This window comes from Escherichia sp. 93.0816, from assembly GCF_013368855.2.
Lineage (GTDB): Bacteria > Pseudomonadota > Gammaproteobacteria > Enterobacterales > Enterobacteriaceae > Escherichia > Escherichia ruysiae.
The window spans coordinates 37836-55015 of record NZ_JABWNC020000008.1 but is presented as its reverse complement, the minus strand read 5'-3'; the positions used below and the strand labels follow the sequence as shown (position 1 = coordinate 55015).

14 protein-coding genes are annotated in these 17180 nt (G+C 52.2%); 8 read left to right on the top strand and 6 right to left on the bottom strand.

All coding sequences use genetic code 11. The features are described 5' to 3' along the window. Window positions 1-109 precede the first annotated feature (109 nt). The 3 genes from ybiB to rhlE all read right to left on the bottom strand — a co-directional run bounded on the left by ybiB (window position 110) and on the right by rhlE (window position 4927). Window positions 110-1072 carry a DNA-binding protein YbiB gene (ybiB, locus tag HEM79_RS11075; protein WP_176242777.1) on the bottom strand — a complete coding sequence of 321 codons (963 nt, stop codon included), beginning with the start codon at window positions 1070-1072 and terminating at the stop codon, window positions 110-112. Between the two features lie 27 nt (window positions 1073-1099). Beyond that, on the bottom strand, window positions 1100-3250 hold the full coding sequence (dinG, locus tag HEM79_RS11070) for an ATP-dependent DNA helicase DinG (RefSeq protein WP_176242775.1): 2151 nt from the start codon (window positions 3248-3250) through the stop codon (window positions 1100-1102). A gap of 312 nt (window positions 3251-3562) precedes the next feature. Next, a complete protein-coding gene (gene rhlE, locus HEM79_RS11065) occupies window positions 3563-4927 on the bottom strand; it encodes an ATP-dependent RNA helicase RhlE (protein WP_016159029.1) in 1365 nt (454 codons plus the stop codon). Between the two features lie 228 nt (window positions 4928-5155). Between rhlE and cecR the strand changes: the two genes are divergently transcribed. From cecR to HEM79_RS11040, 5 genes are read left to right on the top strand one after another with little or no spacing between them, the layout of a single operon-like run. Next, complete coding sequence (cecR, locus tag HEM79_RS11060; RefSeq protein WP_176242773.1) at window positions 5156-5827, top strand: DNA-binding transcriptional regulator CecR; 672 nt, start codon at window positions 5156-5158, stop codon at window positions 5825-5827. Between the two features lie 2 nt (window positions 5828-5829). Beyond that, complete coding sequence (hlyD, locus tag HEM79_RS11055) at window positions 5830-6825, top strand: secretion protein HlyD (RefSeq protein ID WP_016159031.1); 996 nt, start codon at window positions 5830-5832, stop codon at window positions 6823-6825. Next, window positions 6818-8554 carry an ATP-binding cassette domain-containing protein gene (locus HEM79_RS11050; RefSeq protein ID WP_176242771.1) on the top strand — a complete coding sequence of 579 codons (1737 nt, stop codon included), beginning with the start codon at window positions 6818-6820 and terminating at the stop codon, window positions 8552-8554. Before hlyD ends, HEM79_RS11050 begins: the two co-directional genes overlap by 8 nt. After that, window positions 8547-9680, top strand: coding sequence for an ABC transporter permease (locus HEM79_RS11045; protein ID WP_000070112.1), 1134 nt, complete (start codon window positions 8547-8549; stop codon window positions 9678-9680). The genes HEM79_RS11050 and HEM79_RS11045 overlap by 8 nt, the downstream gene beginning before the upstream one ends. Window positions 9681-9690: 10 nt before the next feature. Continuing rightward, the gene (locus tag HEM79_RS11040) at window positions 9691-10797 is read left to right on the top strand and encodes an ABC transporter permease (protein ID WP_000469029.1); all 1107 of its coding nucleotides are present in this window, start codon (window positions 9691-9693) and stop codon (window positions 10795-10797) included. On the opposite strand, the gene HEM79_RS11035 is transcribed toward HEM79_RS11040, so the two are convergent. After that, complete coding sequence (locus HEM79_RS11035) at window positions 10759-11169, bottom strand: YbhQ family protein (RefSeq protein ID WP_000871987.1); 411 nt, start codon at window positions 11167-11169, stop codon at window positions 10759-10761. The genes HEM79_RS11040 and HEM79_RS11035 overlap by 39 nt on opposite strands. 132 nt (window positions 11170-11301) lie before the next feature. On the opposite strand from HEM79_RS11035, the gene HEM79_RS11030 reads away from it, so the two are divergent. From HEM79_RS11030 to HEM79_RS11020, 3 genes are read left to right on the top strand one after another with little or no spacing between them, the layout of a single operon-like run. Continuing rightward, complete coding sequence (locus HEM79_RS11030) at window positions 11302-12063, top strand: endonuclease/exonuclease/phosphatase family protein (RefSeq protein WP_001113360.1); 762 nt, start codon at window positions 11302-11304, stop codon at window positions 12061-12063. Next, window positions 12060-13301 carry a cardiolipin synthase ClsB gene (gene clsB / locus HEM79_RS11025; RefSeq protein ID WP_176242770.1) on the top strand — a complete coding sequence of 414 codons (1242 nt, stop codon included), beginning with the start codon at window positions 12060-12062 and terminating at the stop codon, window positions 13299-13301. Before HEM79_RS11030 ends, clsB begins: the two co-directional genes overlap by 4 nt. Further along, a complete protein-coding gene (locus HEM79_RS11020) occupies window positions 13301-14257 on the top strand; it encodes a lysylphosphatidylglycerol synthase domain-containing protein (protein ID WP_176242768.1) in 957 nt (318 codons plus the stop codon). The genes clsB and HEM79_RS11020 overlap by 1 nt, the downstream gene beginning before the upstream one ends. A 203-nt stretch (window positions 14258-14460) precedes the next feature. Here the strand turns inward: HEM79_RS11020 and HEM79_RS11015 are convergent, their stop codons facing one another. After that, window positions 14461-16122 carry a phosphoethanolamine transferase gene (locus HEM79_RS11015; protein ID WP_176242767.1) on the bottom strand — a complete coding sequence of 554 codons (1662 nt, stop codon included), beginning with the start codon at window positions 16120-16122 and terminating at the stop codon, window positions 14461-14463. 314 nt (window positions 16123-16436) lie between these two features. Next, window positions 16437-17141 (bottom strand): Bax inhibitor-1/YccA family protein, encoded by a 705-nt coding sequence (locus tag HEM79_RS11010; protein ID WP_000373623.1) that lies wholly within the window; start codon window positions 17139-17141, stop codon window positions 16437-16439. Window positions 17142-17180: the final 39 nt, after the last annotated feature.

Sequence of the window (17180 nt, the reverse complement as noted above, 5' to 3'; positions counted from 1 at the left end):
TGTTTTTTATGCTGCGCGCCGCACACGGGAAGGTCAATAAAGATGCTGCACTTTCATGGTGCAGTGGAGTAAAGACCGGATGACAGTCATCATCCGGCTGAGGAAGAAATTAAAATGATTGCTTAATGCGCGCCAGACCATCGCTAATGGTTGCCACTTCGCCCGCCGCCGCCAGACAGCAAGCCATCTGGATGTTCAGTGACTCGGGAATTGGTTCGCTGCCAGCCAGGCAACGTTCAATCCACTTCGCCGTGGTTTCCGGGTCTTTTGCTTGTGGCAGTAGCTCGTTGCCAGCAGTGTCCTGTTTTTCATACAGCACCCGCATCCCTTCGCGGTCAATAAGATTTATTTGCGGGCAGCGTTGCGGATTAGCATAGACTTCGCCTTCAGTGCCGTGCATTAACAGCGCCCGTCCGCCGATATCGCTAAAGAACTTCGCGACTCGCCCGATGTATTCCGGATGCGAGACGCTGGAAAGACGCAGTGCCTCACCTTCGGCAAACGGTGTCGCCAGTTTCGCCAGGGTATGCGCACTGTTACGCACGCCCATCCGCCAGCGCATCGCCAGTTGTTTTTCCAGCGGCGGGCAAAATGCGCCTACGGGCATAAATACCGGCTGGTGCCCGTCAAGCTTCGCCTGTGCTTGTCCGGCATGTAGCGTTGGCGCAATCCCCATCAGTTGAAAAATGGTTTCGGTCAGCACGCGAGTCGGATCTTCACTAACGCCGTGAACGACCACCGGAAAACCGAGTTTATGCAGCAGAATCGCCAGCAACGGCGTCAGGTTGGCCTGTTTACGCGCGCCGTTGTAACTGGGGATGACAATCGGCATCGGCTTGCCGACGGGGGGCGTCAGCTTGATGGTGTGATTTTGCATGGCTTCGTAAAAGCCGAGCATCTCTGCTTCCCCTTCCCCTTTGATACGCAGTGCAATCAATATGCCACCCAACTCAAGGTCAGGCACTTCGCCATTGAGCATATGGGCATACAGACCGCGCGCCGTATCCTGGTCCAGATCGCGTGCGTGGTTTTTCCCGCGCCCGATCTCTTTGATGATTTTGCGATAGTCCATTTACGACTCCTTACCTGACTCACATCATTAACGCCGCCGACGGCGTGGGGATTTCGCTTTTTCTTTCTTTTTAACTATACCTTCAGGGACTTCCGGTTGCTCTATCGGAAATACCGGTAATGCATCCAGTAATCGCTTGCCATAATTTTTGGTCAACAAGCGTTTGTCGTAGATAACCACTTCGCCCCAGCAACCGTGGCTTCGAATAAGACGCCCAACCTGCTGGATCAGATTAAACGAGGCGCTCGGCAGGCTTTGCACCTCAAACGGGTAGCGGTTAAGACTTTTTAGCCATTCGCCTTCGGTGATCACCACCGGACTGTCGATAGGCGGAAAGGCGATTTTATGGATATGCACCTGACTGAGCAGATCGCCTTTCAGATCAAGGCCTTCGGCGAATGACTGTAAGCCCACCAGCACGCTGCGCTCACCGTTAGCGACGCGTTTGCGATGCAGTTCAACTAAGCGGTAGCGCGGCTGATCTCCCTGCACCAGTAACATCAGACGTAAATCCGTCACATAGTCGAGAAACCGCTGCATCGCCCGTCCGCTGGCAAACAGTACCAACATGCCGAGATGTTTTTTGCTCTCCACCTGTTCACGGAAAAAGGCGGCCATTTCAGCAATGTGCTGCTCTTCGTTGTCGATAGAAGGCTCAAAGCGCATCCGGGGAATAACAATTTTGCCCTGCTCGCAGTGGTTGAACGGTGAATCCAGCGCCACGAAACGATCGCCCGCTTTTTCTTTCAGCCCGCTCATCTCCTGCAAACGTGAGAAGCTGTTCAGCGAACGCAAGGTCGCGGAAGTGACAATAATGTGCGGAATGCTGCGCCACAGTAGTCTTTCCAGCTGATCGCTGACGCGGATCCCCACGCAGTGAAACCAGAGATGTAGCTGCCCGTCACGCTCTTCCCGCGTCGCCCATTTGGTCACTGGCGCACCGGAAGATTGCGCCAGCGAGGCCAGCCGCCAGAGTTTGCTTTGCGCCTCAAACATCCCCAGCGCGCGGTTCATCTGCAAAATAAGCCGATGCAGGCGCACAATGTCATGGCTGCCGGTTTTCTCGCTTAAATCGTTAAGGAATAGTTCTGCCAGACCACGCAACATCTCTGTCAGTTTCGCCAGCCGCTGGCAGATCTCCAGCACTTCATCAGGCAGTTCGCCCATCGCAAACCGGTGCTCAGCCTCCTGCCCGGCAGGCATATAGAGATTGAGAATGTTGTTTAAAGAGGCGATAAGCTCATACAACTCTTCACAATGCGCATTCAAACGTTCAGGGATTGCCAGCGGTGGGATCGTCTTCGGGCGAAACTGCTCCATGCAGGTGGCGACCAGTTTGGTGAACAAGTCCAGTTGGAGCCGATACCAGGGCGCGGTGATTTCGGCGCTCATCTCCAGCGCATCCCGCGCCACGTCCGGCAGGTGATGCCCTTCATCCAGCACCAGCAGCAAGTTTTTCGGGTCTGGCAATACAGCTTCGCTTTCCATCGCCGCCATCACCAGCGCATGGTTTGCCACCACCACTTCTGCTTCCTGAATCTCCCGACGGGCAACAAAAAACGGGCATTCGCGGTAGTAGTAACAGTTGCGGTTGAGGCAGCTGGCTTTGTCGGTACTCAGCCGTCGCCAGAGATCGTCATCAATAGCAATATCCGTATGATCGCGCAGGCCATCCCATTTATAAGTGTCGAGATCGCCCTTCAGCTTTGCACAGCGTTTTTGCTCTTCCTGATTATTAGGCGTCAGTTCATCGTCAAGAAAAGCGAGCAGATCCTGTTGCGTGGGTTCAGTGCTGGCAAGCGCCGTCAGGTTACGCGGGCAAACGTAGCGCCCACGCCCGAAAGCGGCGGTAAATTTAAGATCGGGAATGATCTTTTTCAGCAAAGGTAAATCTTTGCTGTAGATTTGATCCTGCAACGCCACGTTGGCGGTACTGACCACCAGCGTTTTTTGCTCTTCACGTGCAATCGCAATGCCGGGGATCAAATAGGAGAGCGTTTTCCCAACGCCGGTGGGTGCTTCAATCGCCAGATGCCGCCCTTCTTCTCCGGCCAGCGTTTTGGCGACGTCCGCAATCATCTGCCGCTGCGGCGCACGGGGAATAAAGTCGGGGATCTGTTCCTGAAGCGCCTTATACCAGGCGGCAATTTGCGCTTTAAGCGCGGCGGTTAATGCCATGAGAAAACCTGAAATACTGTATAAACAGCCAATATTGTGGCATTTTTCGGTTTTCAGGGGTAATGGTTTTTCTGTTTCTGGAAAGCGGCTCGCAATAACGTTTTCCGGATGTAGGGATTTCCCGCATCGGGAGAAACATCATTGTCCCCCCTCGCCCTTTTAGGGAGAGGGTCGGGGTGAGGGTAAATAATCACGCCAGTGCGGGTTTGTTCCCCTCACCCTAACCCTCTCCCCGAAGGGGCGAGGGGACTGTCCAGGCACTTTTGGGACTTTGTCATCAGTCTGCTGCCGGGCATAGCCCGGCATAAAAGATTACTGCGCAGCGGCAGGTTTACGCGGACGGCGGCGACGTTGTTGTTCGCCTGCCGGTTTGGCATCGCCGAGACGACGAGACGGTTTTTCTGCGGGTTTCGCGTTACCAGACTTCGCACCACCTTCTGCACGGCGTGGCTGCTGTTGAGCGCGACCACCACCCTGCCCACGACCGCCGCCACTGCGTTGCTGGCGACCGTTTTGGATCGGTTCGGCTTTGATTGATGGGTCCGGCTCATAGCCCGGAATCGCAATGCGCGGGATCTCTTTTTTCAGCAGTTTTTCGATATCACGCAGCAGTTTGTGTTCATCCACACACACCAGCGATAACGCTTCGCCGGTGGCGGCGGCACGACCAGTACGCCCGATACGGTGGACATAATCTTCCGGTACGTTTGGCAGTTCATAGTTGACGACGTGCGGCAACTCTTCGATATCCAGACCGCGCGCAGCGATGTCAGTTGCCACCAGTACACGAATATCGCCCGATTTAAAATCGGCCAGCGCACGAGTACGCGCACCTTGCGATTTATTACCGTGGATCGCCGCACTGCGAATGCCATCTTTATTTAATTGTTCAGCCAGATGATTAGCGCCATGTTTGGTTCGAGTAAATACCAGCACCTGCTGCCAGTTACCTTTACCAATCATGTGTGACAGCAATTCCCGTTTGCGTTTCTTATCGACAAAGTGAACGTGCTGGGTCACTTGCTCAGAGGCGGTATTGCGGCGTGCCACTTCGATTTCCAGCGGGTTATGCAGCAGTTTTTCTGCCAGAGCTTTAATCTCGTCAGAGAAAGTCGCGGAGAACAGCAGGTTCTGGCGCTTCGCGGGCAGTTTTGTTAACACACGACGAATATCGTGGATAAAGCCCATATCGAGCATACGGTCAGCTTCATCAAGGACGAGGATCTCTATCTGATCCAGTTTCACCGCGTTCTGGTGTTCCAGATCCAGCAAACGCCCCGGCGTTGCCACCAGCACATCAACACCGCCACGCAGCTTCATCATCTGCGGGTTAATGCTGACGCCACCAAACACCACCAGCGAACGAATGTTCAGGTATTTGCTGTAATCACGGACGTTTTCACCAATCTGCGCCGCCAGTTCGCGGGTCGGGGTGAGGATCAACGCGCGTACCGGACGACGCCCTTTGGCGTGCGGCTCGCGGGAAATCAGGTGTTGCAACAGCGGCAGCGTAAAGCCCGCTGTTTTGCCCGTGCCGGTCTGGGCACTGGCCATCAGGTCGCGGCCTTCCAGCACCGCAGGGATCGCCTGCTGCTGAATAGGGGTGGGTTCACGGTAACCTTGCTCGGCAACGGCGCGCAGGATATCAGGGCTTAAACCCAAAGAATCGAAAGACATAACTACTCCGAACCGCCCCGACCGTTACCGGTGTAGTTTTCAGGGAGATACTGAAAAGGAAAATGACAAAAACCACAATGTCATGAGGGAGCGGAGTGTAGCAGTTTTTGTGACGCAGCGCATAAATTATCCCTGTGACTGACGTTGCTCAAGTTCTTAGCCATACTGGACAACGCGAAAAATGAGTCATAATCTTAATCAATCATTTGATTAAGAATGGGCTGTGCTATGAATAGTCCTGCCATGACAACCAAAGGTGAACAGGCGAAAAAGCAGCTGATTGCCGCTGCACTGGCGCAGTTTGGTGAGTATGGAATGAACGCCACCACCCGCGATATCGCCGCTCAGGCCGGGCAGAATATCGCTGCTATTACCTATTACTTCGGTTCGAAAGAAGATTTATATCTCGCCTGCGCCCAGTGGATTGCCGATTTTATTGGCGAGCAGTTCCGTCCGCACGCCGAGGAAGCCGAACGATTGTTCACGCAACCACAGCCGGATCGCGCCGCCATCCGCGAACTGATTCTTCGCGCTTGCAGGAGCATGATTCAACTGCTCACCCAGGATGACACTGTCAACCTCAGCAAGTTTATCTCCCGTGAGCAGCTCTCTCCTACGGCAGCCTACCATCTGGTGCATGAACAGGTGATTAGCCCGTTACACAGCCATCTTACGCGTCTGATCGCCGCCTGGACCGGTTGTGATGCCAACGATACCCGTATGATCCTCCATACCCATGCATTACTTGGCGAGATTCTGGCGTTTCGTCTTGGTAAAGAAACGATTCTGTTACGCACCGGCTGGAGCGCGTTCGATGAAGAAAAGACCGAACTGATCAACCAGACGGTGACCTGTCATATCGACCTGATTTTGCAAGGATTATCGCAAAGGAGTTTGTAGTGATGAAAAAAACTGTCGTGACTGGACTGGCGGTAGTGGTGCTTGCCGCCGTGGTTGCCGGAGGCTACTGGTGGTATCAAAGCCGCCAGGATAACGGCCTGACGCTGTATGGCAACGTGGATATTCGTACGGTGAATCTGAGCTTCCGTGTCGGTGGTCGCGTTGAGTCGCTGGCGGTAGACGAAGGTGATGCGATCAAAGCGGGCCAGGTGCTGGGCGAACTGGATCATAAGCCGTATGAGATTGCCCTGATGCAGGCGAAAGCGGGCGTTTCGGTGGCTCAGGCGCAGTATGACCTGATGCTTGCCGGGTATCGCGATGAAGAAATCGCTCAGGCCGCCGCAGCGGTGAAACAGGCGCAAGCCGCCTATGACTATGCGCAGAACTTCTATAACCGCCAGCAAGGGCTGTGGAAAAGCCGTACCATTTCGGCAAACGACCTGGAAAATGCCCGCTCCTCGCGCGACCAGGCGCAGGCAACGCTGAAATCAGCTCAGGATAAATTGCGTCAGTACCGTTCCGGTAACCGCGAACAGGATATCGCCCAGGCAAAAGCCAGCCTCGAACAGGCACAGGCGCAACTGGCGCAGGCGGAGCTGAATTTGCAGGATTCGACGCTGGTTGCACCGTCTGACGGCACGCTGTTAACCCGCGCGGTAGAGCCTGGCACGGTGCTCAATGAAGGCGGCACGGTGTTTACCGTCTCGCTGACGCGTCCGGTGTGGGTGCGCGCTTATGTTGATGAACGTAATCTTGACCAGGCGCAGCCGGGACGCAAAGTGCTGCTCTATACCGATGGTCGCCCGGACAAGCCCTATCACGGGCAGATTGGTTTCGTTTCGCCAACCGCTGAATTTACCCCGAAAACCGTCGAAACGCCGGATCTGCGTACCGACCTCGTTTATCGCCTGCGTATTGTGGTGACCGACGCCGATGATGCGTTACGCCAGGGTATGCCAGTGACGGTGCAATTTGGTGACGAGGCAGGACATGAATGATGCCGTTATCACGCTGAACGGCCTGGAAAAACGCTTTCCGGGCATGGACAAGCCCGCCGTCGCGCCGCTCGACTGCACCATTCACGCTGGTTATGTGACGGGGTTGGTAGGGCCGGACGGCGCGGGCAAAACCACGCTGATGCGGATGCTGGCCGGGTTGCTGAAACCTGATAGTGGCAGTGCCACGGTGATTGGCTTTGATCCGATCAAAAACGACGCTGCGCTGCACGCGGTGCTCGGCTATATGCCGCAGAAATTCGGTCTGTATGAAGATCTCACGGTGATGGAAAACCTCAATCTGTACGCGGATTTGCGCAGCGTCACCGGTGAAGCGCGGAAGCAGACTTTTGCTCGCCTGCTGGAGTTTACGTCTCTTGGCCCGTTTACCGGACGCCTGGCGGGCAAGCTCTCCGGCGGGATGAAGCAAAAACTCGGGCTGGCCTGTACCCTGGTGGGCGCGCCGAAAGTGTTACTGCTCGATGAACCCGGCGTCGGCGTTGACCCTATCTCACGGCGCGAACTGTGGCAGATGGTGCATGAGCTGGCAGGCGAAGGAATGTTAATTCTCTGGAGCACCTCGTATCTCGATGAAGCCGAGCAGTGCCGTGACGTGTTGCTGATGAACGAAGGCGAGCTGCTGTATCAGGGGGAACCGACGGCTCTGACGCAGACTATGGCCGGGCGCAGCTTTCTGATGACCAGCCCGCACGAGGGCAACCGCAAATTGCTGCAACGGGCATTGAAACTGCCGCAGGTCAGCGACGGAATGATTCAGGGGAAATCCGTGCGCCTGATCCTCAAAAAAGAGGCCACGCCAGACGATATTCGCCATGCCGACGGGATGCCGGAGATCAACATCAACGAAACAACGCCGCGTTTTGAAGATGCGTTTATTGATTTGCTGGGTGGTGCCGGAACCTCGGAATCACCGCTGGGCGCAATATTACATACGGTAGAAGGCACACCCGGCGAGACGGTGATCGAAGCGAAAGAACTGACCAAAAAATTTGGTGATTTTGCCGCCACCGATCACGTGAATTTTGCCGTCAAACGCGGTGAAATCTTTGGTTTGCTCGGGCCAAACGGCGCTGGGAAATCAACCACCTTTAAGATGATGTGTGGCTTGCTGGTGCCGACCTCTGGTCAGGCGCTGGTGCTGGGCATGGATCTGAAAGAGAGTTCTGGTAAAGCGCGCCAGCATCTCGGCTATATGGCGCAAAAATTTTCGCTCTACGGCAACTTGACGGTCGAACAGAATTTACGCTTTTTCTCCGGTGTGTATGGTTTACGCGGTCGGGCGCAGAACGAAAAAATCTCCCGTATGAGCGAGGCATTTGGCCTGAAAAGTATCGCCTCACATGCCACCGATGAACTGCCGTTGGGTTTTAAACAGCGGCTGGCGCTGGCCTGCTCGCTAATGCACGAACCGGACATTCTGTTTCTCGATGAACCGACTTCCGGCGTTGATCCCCTCACCCGCCGCGAGTTCTGGCTGCACATCAACAGCATGGTAGAGAAAGGCGTCACGGTGATGGTCACCACACACTTTATGGATGAAGCGGAATATTGCGACCGCATCGGGCTGGTGTATCGCGGGAAGCTGATTGCCAGCGGTACGCCGGACGATTTGAAAGCGCAGTCGGCTAACGATGAGCAACCTGATCCCACTATGGAGCAAGCCTTTATTCAGTTGATCCACGACTGGGATAAGGAGCATGGCAATGAGTAACCCGATCCTTTCCTGGCGTCGTGTGCGGGCGCTGTGCGTCAAAGAGACGCGGCAGATTATTCGCGACCCAAGTAGCTGGCTGATTGCGGTGGTGATCCCGCTGTTGCTACTGTTTATTTTTGGTTACGGTATTAACCTCGACTCCAGCAAGCTGCGGGTCGGGATTTTGCTGGAGCAGCGTAGCGAAGCGGCGCTGGATTTCACCCACACGATGACCGGCTCGCCCTATATTGATGCCACCATCAGCGATAATCGTCAGGAACTGATCGCCAAAATGCAGGCGGGGAAAATTCGCGGTCTGGTGGTGATTCCGGTGGATTTTGCCGAACAGATGGAGCGCGCCAACGCCACCGCACCGATTCAGGTGATCACCGACGGCAGCGAGCCAAATACCGCCAACTTTGTGCAGGGTTATGTCGAAGGGATCTGGCAGATCTGGCAAATGCAGCGGGCAGAGGACAATGGGCAGACTTTTGAACCACTTATCGACGTCCAGACACGCTACTGGTTTAACCCGGCGGCGATAAGCCAGCACTTTATTATCCCCGGTGCGGTAACCATTATCATGACGGTCATCGGCGCGATCCTCACCTCGCTGGTGGTAGCGCGGGAGTGGGAGCGCGGCACTATGGAGGCTTTGCTCTCTACGGAGATTACCCGCACGGAGTTGCTGCTGTGTAAGCTGATCCCCTATTACTTCCTCGGTATGCTGGCGATGCTGCTCTGTATGCTGGTGTCGGTGTTTATTCTCGGCGTGCCCTATCGCGGTTCGCTGCTGATCCTGTTTTTTATCACCAGTCTGTTTTTGCTCAGTACGCTGGGGATGGGGCTGCTGATTTCTACGATTACCCGCAACCAGTTCAACGCCGCTCAGGTAGCACTGAACGCCGCTTTCCTGCCGTCGATTATGCTTTCCGGCTTTATTTTTCAGATCGACAGTATGCCCGCAGTGATCCGCGCGGTGACGTACATTATTCCCGCACGTTATTTCGTCAGCACCCTGCAAAGCCTGTTCCTCGCCGGGAATATTCCGGTGGTACTGGTGGTAAACGTGCTGTTTTTGATCGCTTCGGCGGTGATGTTTATCGGCCTGACGTGGCTGAAAACCAAACGTCGGCTGGATTAGGGAGAAGAGCATGTTTCATCGCTTATGGACGTTAATCCGCAAAGAGTTGCAGTCGCTGCTGCGCGAACCGCAGACGCGGGCGATTCTGATTTTACCCGTGCTTATTCAGGTGATCCTGTTCCCGTTTGCCGCCACGCTGGAAGTCACCAACGCCACCATCGCTATCTACGATGAAGATAACGGCGAGCATTCGGTGGAGCTGACCCAGCGTTTTGCCCGCGCCAGCGCCTTTACCCATGTGCTGCTGCTGAAAAGTCCGCAGGAGATCCGCCCGACTATCGATACGCAAAAGGCGCTACTGCTGGTGCGTTTCCCGGCTGATTTCTCGCGCAAACTGGATACGTTCCAGACCGCGCCGTTGCAGTTAATTCTCGACGGGCGTAACTCCAACAGTGCGCAAATCGCCGCCAACTACCTGCAACAGATCGTCAAAAACTATCAGCAGGAGCTGCTGGAAGGAAAGCCGAAGCCCAACAACAGCGAACTGGTGGTACGCAACTGGTATAACCCAAACCTCGACTACAAATGGTTTGTGGTGCCATCGTTGATCGCCATGATCACCACTATCGGCGTGATGATCGTCACTTCACTTTCTGTCGCCCGCGAACGCGAACAGGGAACGCTCGATCAGCTACTGGTTTCGCCCCTCACCACCTGGCAGATATTCATCGGTAAAGCCGTACCGGCGTTAATTGTCGCCACGTTCCAGGCCACCATTGTGCTGGCGATTGGTATCTGGGCGTATCAAATCCCCTTCGCCGGATCGCTGGCGCTGTTCTATTTCACGATGGTGATTTACGGTTTGTCACTGGTGGGATTCGGTCTGCTGATTTCATCACTCTGTGCAACGCAACAGCAGGCGTTTATCGGGGTATTCGTCTTTATGATGCCCGCCATTCTGCTTTCCGGTTACGTTTCGCCGGTAGAGAACATGCCGGTGTGGCTGCAAAACCTGACGTGGATTAACCCTATCCGCCACTTTACGGACATTACCAAGCAGATTTATTTGAAGGATGCGAGTCTGGATATTGTGTGGAACAGTTTGTGGCCGCTACTGGTGATAACGGCCACGACAGGGTCAGCGGCGTACGCGATGTTTAGACGCAAGGTGATGTAACTTTTTATCTTTCGCCAGTAACGACACCACCGCCGGGCCGGCAAGGATCGCCAGCCCTGCAATTGCCAGCAAATAGTTGTTTTCCAGTACGCGGGACAACAGCCACAGCACAATCAGCGCCGCGCCAAAATACCAGGTGGTGGTCAGCTCTTCCAGTACGTCTGCCACCTCGCGCCAGCGTTGTTCAGGGTGACGCTGAAACACCAGCATCATCACTACCGTTACACAATACAGCACGCACAATCCCACGCCGACGTGAACCAGAGTTTTACTCATCCAGCCCACCACCAGCAGCGCCACTACCAGTAAATGCAACATAATCTGCCAGCAACTTAGGCCAGTTGCGACACGAACACGTTGTTGCCACTTCATGGCTTCTCTCCTGAAGAATTTATCTCTACTAACTCAGAGTACCGAACTTTACGGAAAATTCCGTAAGACCGCACCTTTTTGTGACGCCGACTACACTATTTCAATGAGATAAGAGGCAAAGACAGGAAAATTATGCCCGATCAAACACAACAATTTTCGTTCAAGGTACTCACCATCAATATTCACAAAGGCTTTACAGCGTTTAACCGACGCTTCATTTTGCCGGAACTTCGCGACGCCGTGCGCACCGTCAGCGCCGATATAGTTTGCCTGCAGGAAGTGATGGGAGCGCACGAAGTTCATCCACTGCATGTGGAAAACTGGCCCGATACCTCGCACTACGAGTTTCTCGCCGACACTATGTGGAGCGATTTTGCCTACGGCCGCAATGCCGTATACCCGGAAGGACATCACGGCAACGCCGTACTGTCGCGCTATCCCATTGAACATTATGAAAATCGCGATGTTTCTGTCGATGGAGCGGAAAAACGTGGCGTACTGTATTGCCGCATTGTGCCGCCGGTGACCGGGAAAGCGATTCATGTGATGTGCGTGCATCTTGGCCTGCGTGAGGCGCACCGTCAGGCGCAGCTTGCGATGCTCGCCGAATGGGTAAACCAGCTTCCGCCCGACGAACCCGTTTTAGTGGCGGGTGATTTCAACGACTGGCGGCAAAAAGCCAATCATCCCTTAAAAGTACAGGCCGGGCTGGATGAGATATTTACCCGCGCCCACGGACGCCCGGCACGCACGTTTCCGGTGCAATTTCCTCTACTACGTCTGGACAGGATCTATGTCAAAAACGCCAGCGCCAGCGCGCCAACCTCGCTACCGCTGCGCACCTGGCGACATCTTTCTGATCATGCCCCTTTGAGTGCGGAGATTCATTTATGAAATGTAGCTGGCGCGAAGGCAATAAGATCCAGTTGCTGGAGAACGGCGAGCAATATTATCCCGCTGTATTTAAAGCGATTGGCGAGGCGCAAGAACGCATCATTCTTGAAACGTTTATCTGGTTCGAGGATGACGTCGGTAAACAATTACACTCAGCATTGCTGGACGCTGCACGACGCGGGGTTAAAGCGGAAGTCTTGCTGGATGGCTACGGTTCGCCGGATCTCAGCGATGAGTTTGTCAATGAACTGACGGCGGCTGGCGTGGTGTTTCGTTATTACGATCCCCGCCCTCGTCTGTTCGGTATGCGAACTAATGTGTTTCGCCGGATGCATCGCAAAATCGTGGTGATCGACGCACGCATCGCCTTTATTGGCGGGCTGAATTACTCCGCCGAGCATATGTCCAGCTACGGTCCAGAGGCCAAACAGGATTACGCGGTGCGCCTGGAGGGGCCAATTGTGGAAGATATTCTGCAATTTGAACTGGAAAACCTGCCCGGACAAAGCGCGGCACGGCGCTGGTGGCGACGTCATCACAAGGCGGAAGAGAACCGCCAGCCGGGAGAAGCGCAGGTATTGCTGGTCTGGCGCGATAACGAAGAACATCGCAGCGATATTGAGCGCCACTATCTGAAAATGCTCACTCAGGCGCGGCGGGAAGTGATTATCGCCAACGCCTACTTCTTCCCCGGCTATCGATTTTTACACGCCTTGCGTAAAGCGGCACGGCGTGGGGTGCGGATCAAACTGATCATTCAGGGCGAACCGGATATGCCTATTGTCAGAGTCGGCGCGCGCTTGCTGTATAACTATCTGGTTAAAGGTGGCGTTCAGGTATTTGAATATCGCCGCCGCCCGCTCCACGGCAAAGTCGCGTTAATGGACGATCACTGGGCGACGGTAGGGTCCAGTAATCTCGATCCGCTCAGTTTGTCGCTGAATCTGGAGGCAAACGTTATCATCCACGATCGTAATTTTAACCAGACGCTGCGCGATAATCTGAACGGCATCATCGCCGCTGACTGCCAGCAGGTAGATGAAACCATGCTGCCAAAACGCACCTGGTGGAACCTGACTAAAAGCGTGCTGGCATTCCACTTTCTACGCCATTTCCCGGCGCTGGTGGGCTGGCTTCCGGCGCATACGCCACGTCTGGCGCAAGTTGATCCGCCCGCGCAGCCGGCAATGGAAACGCAGGATCGGGTAGAAACGGAAAATACGGGGGTGAAACCCTGATGAGTAAATCACACCCGCGCTGGCGCTTAGCAAAGAAGATCCTCACCTGGCTGTTTTTTATCGCGGTGATTGTGTTGCTGGTGGTCTACGCCAAAAAGGTGGACTGGGAAGAGGTCTGGAAAGTCATCCGCGACTACAATCGCGTTGCGCTGCTCAGTGCGGTTGGGCTGGTGGTCGTGAGCTACCTGCTCTACGGCTGTTATGACCTGCTAGCCCGCTTCTACTGCGGTCATAAACTGGCGAAGCGCCAGGTGATGCTGGTGTCATTTATCTGCTACGCCTTCAACCTGACGCTCAGTACCTGGGTCGGCGGCATTGGTATGCGTTATCGTCTTTACTCCCGCCTGGGATTACCGGGTAGCACTATTACACGGATTTTCTCGCTGAGTATTACCACTAACTGGCTGGGCTATATTTTGCTCGCCGGGATTATTTTTACCGTGGGCGTGGTGGAACTGCCGGATCACTGGTATATCGATCAAACCACGCTGCGTATTCTCGGCATTGGTTTGCTGCTGATAATTGCAGTCTATTTATGGTTTTGCGCCTTCGCTAAACACCGTCATATGACCATCAAAGGGCAAAAGCTGATGCTACCTTCATGGAAATTCGCCCTCACCCAGATGCTGATTTCCAGCGTCAACTGGATGGTTATGGGAGCGATTATCTGGCTGTTACTTGGTCAAAACGTGAACTATTTCTTTGTACTGGGCGTGTTGCTGGTTAGCAGTATTGCCGGCGTCATTGTGCATATTCCAGCGGGTATTGGCGTGCTGGAAGCGGTGTTTATCGCGCTACTGGCAGGAGAACATACATCAAAAGGAACGATTATCGCCGCCCTGCTCGCTTACCGTGTCCTGTACTACTTTATCCCGCTGCTGCTGGCGCTGATCTGTTACCTGCTGCTGGAAAGCCAGGCGAAGAAGCTACGGGCGAAAAATGAAGCGGTGATGTGATGTTCAGTTAAGTTCTTTTGGTTTGTGCAGATTGTTAGCAACGTGCTATTTGTTCATGGCCCTTATCCGCCCTACACAACTAATGCGTTCCTGCATTCTGATACGCTACAGTCCTGTCACAAAGTATGTTTTACGCCAGACTAATGTTTATTGTTTCCGTAATAACAATGAGGGGACATCGGGCGATGTCCTCTCTGCATAAATCACAGCGGATTCGGACTGGCTTCGCGATAAAAAACATTTTTCTTCGGTGATGTGAAGGTGTCTCGCAAATCTTTATATTCAAATATTTTAGCGCGGGTGCCATCAGTTACTGGAATAGAGGAGTCCGGACGATAACACTGAGATAATGGCGAATTGCAATGCTCTTCGTGGGTAGAGATGCCCAGCCAGTCAAGAATCATCGCATAGTTATTAAGCAATGAATAAACTTCTTGAATGTGTCCAAGTTTACGCGGTTGACTGGCGATAGCAGCCTGGCTATACCAGATAAATTGCGGTACATCGTAGGCTTCTTTACTGGGAGTATCTGCGGCGTGCATATAATACGATGGAATATTGGGATTTTTCTCCAGACCGTGGTCAGAAAAATAGAGTAATGAGGATTTACTTCCCTCCAGTCGTTTCATGATTTCACCAATGATGTAATCGGTAAATTGTATGGAGTTGTTGTAGCAATCCTCGTATTTATCCCCAGTTTTAATTTTATCTGCCCATTCAGGGTAGCGTGTACAGGCAATTTCATGGCTACCATTACCATGTAGCAGTATTAATTTCTTACCCTTGGCTTTTAATGCTTCATCCAACAACGGAAGAAGGCTATCATCGTATTCCTCGCTTACCCAATGTGTATTATGACTGGAACGACCAATGAGCGTAATATAGTTATTATGCTTCCCGGACATACCCACGGTACTTAACCAGGTAGTCTGATACCCCACTTTATTAGCGACGGCAATAACATTATTTGATAAGTCCGCAGCGGTAAAACTTTCTGTTGTCGCTTTACTGAGGATCATCGGAACAGAAGTTACTGTTGCCGCCGCTGGGGAAACCGCATTATCAAAGATAAGCGCCTGTGGTCCAATCTCATTTTGTACAGGCGTGGTATTGATGCCAAAGCCATACAAACTCATATTACTGCGCCGTACAGACTCCCCTACGATAATAACATAATTTTCAATATCCGTTTCTTTAGCAATCAATCCCGGTAAATCCACATCAATTTGTTTTATTTCCCTGGCAAAAGAAATATCTCGATAAGCAATAATAAAATCAGCAGCGGTATAAAATGGTGTAAATCTTAACACCCTGGAGCTTAATGGAGAGTATCCTCCAAGACCATCTTTTTTCTGTTTACTCCATTGATTGTAGCTAAACCATGAGATAAATATTAATAGTATCACCAGTGATACACATTGAACTTTAGTAGACACACACTTAACGCCCATGTGTATAGAAAAATAAGTCAGCAAGAAATAAACAACACATACTGGTATCCAGGATAGATATAACCCCGACATTGTTTTCACTTCAGACCAGTGGGTTTCCATGATACTCATCGCAAAGATAATATTAAATTCACTTTGATAAATTTGCCATGTACAAAGCGCGACCATAAAGTTAATGGTCAATAACAGTGATACACCCAATGCTGCTATTTTTCCAACAAATAATCGATAACACCCTGTCAAACACAGGATGATTAGCAAGTTGCAGATACCGACGCGCAGGATAACCCTCAATGGCTGTAAAAAATAAACAGGCCAAAGCTGGAATAATACGGATACAAGTAGCAATGCGATGAAAATGTATTTTTTTGACTGCCGTGGATAAGCCGTTATCGATGGTAATACGAAAGACATAGAACCCCAATTCATTTATTATATGAATATATATTTAAAAATTAATCCCATTGAGATATATTATCAGCAGATGATTGATTTTTACCCGCAAGCATTTATTTAACAGATGAATATCACCAGCCATTAATAAAACCGTAGGATTGTACTCTATTTTCTTTTAGGTATACCAGATTTATAAAAATGCATCACATGCATAGATATAAAGATATAATCAATATGAATTATATCTTTATGCCTATTTTTTAAATATATACTTATTATCGAATAGACAAAAAAAATCCCGGTGTCATTCCGGGATTTTATAAGAAATGCGTTTAACGGCGGTTGCCAAAGATCCGCAGCAACATCAGGAACAGGTTGATGAAGTCCAGATACAACGTTAATGCGCCAAGAATGGAATATTTACGCAGGTTCGACGTGTCGCGGGTATCAATCTGTTCACCCATATTTTTCAGTTTCTGAGTGTCATACGCCGTCAGTCCAACAAAGACAATCACGCCGATGTAGGTGACTGCCCACATCAACGCTTCGCTTTTCAGCCAGAAGTTCACCAGCGAGGCTATGACAATACCGATTAATGCCATAAATAGCATATTGCCGAAGCCACTTAAATCGCGTTTTGTGGTGTAACCATACAGACTCATCGCGCCAAACATCCCGGCGGTGACAACGAAGGTACTGGCAATAGAGGCGGCAGTGTAGACAATGAAAATACTGGAGAGCGTTAAGCCCGTTAGCGCCGAATAAAGCATAAAGAGCATCGTCGTTACGCCCGCGCTGAGTTTTTGAATCATCGCTGATAACACGATAACCAGAGCTAATTGCGCGATTATCAAACCGATTAAGAAGACCCGGTTAGTGAATAGCAGCTCCATAACGGCGGCAGAATTAGCCGCATACCAGGCAACAAATGCGGTCAGCAACAGGCCAACTGTCATCCAGCCATAGACCTGCGCCATATAGGTTTGCAAGCCAGCACGGGGTTGTACGATTGAATCTGAACGTGGGAATCTGTCCATGACTTTCTCCTGAAGATATAAGGAATATCTAAAGGATAC

Coding starts and splice junctions, on each gene's coding strand:
- ybiB (WP_176242777.1), bottom strand. CDS start 1,072: ATGGACTATCGCAAAATCATCAAAGAGATCGGGCGCGGGAAAAACCAC.
- dinG (WP_176242775.1), bottom strand. CDS start 3,250: ATGGCATTAACCGCCGCGCTTAAAGCGCAAATTGCCGCCTGGTATAAG.
- rhlE (WP_016159029.1), bottom strand. CDS start 4,927: ATGTCTTTCGATTCTTTGGGTTTAAGCCCTGATATCCTGCGCGCCGTT.
- cecR (WP_176242773.1), top strand. CDS start 5,156: ATGAATAGTCCTGCCATGACAACCAAAGGTGAACAGGCGAAAAAGCAG.
- hlyD (WP_016159031.1), top strand. CDS start 5,830: ATGAAAAAAACTGTCGTGACTGGACTGGCGGTAGTGGTGCTTGCCGCC.
- HEM79_RS11050 (WP_176242771.1), top strand. CDS start 6,818: ATGAATGATGCCGTTATCACGCTGAACGGCCTGGAAAAACGCTTTCCG.
- HEM79_RS11045 (WP_000070112.1), top strand. CDS start 8,547: ATGAGTAACCCGATCCTTTCCTGGCGTCGTGTGCGGGCGCTGTGCGTC.
- HEM79_RS11040 (WP_000469029.1), top strand. CDS start 9,691: ATGTTTCATCGCTTATGGACGTTAATCCGCAAAGAGTTGCAGTCGCTG.
- HEM79_RS11035 (WP_000871987.1), bottom strand. CDS start 11,169: ATGAAGTGGCAACAACGTGTTCGTGTCGCAACTGGCCTAAGTTGCTGG.
- HEM79_RS11030 (WP_001113360.1), top strand. CDS start 11,302: ATGCCCGATCAAACACAACAATTTTCGTTCAAGGTACTCACCATCAAT.
- clsB (WP_176242770.1), top strand. CDS start 12,060: ATGAAATGTAGCTGGCGCGAAGGCAATAAGATCCAGTTGCTGGAGAAC.
- HEM79_RS11020 (WP_176242768.1), top strand. CDS start 13,301: ATGAGTAAATCACACCCGCGCTGGCGCTTAGCAAAGAAGATCCTCACC.
- HEM79_RS11015 (WP_176242767.1), bottom strand. CDS start 16,122: ATGTCTTTCGTATTACCATCGATAACGGCTTATCCACGGCAGTCAAAA.
- HEM79_RS11010 (WP_000373623.1), bottom strand. CDS start 17,141: ATGGACAGATTCCCACGTTCAGATTCAATCGTACAACCCCGTGCTGGC.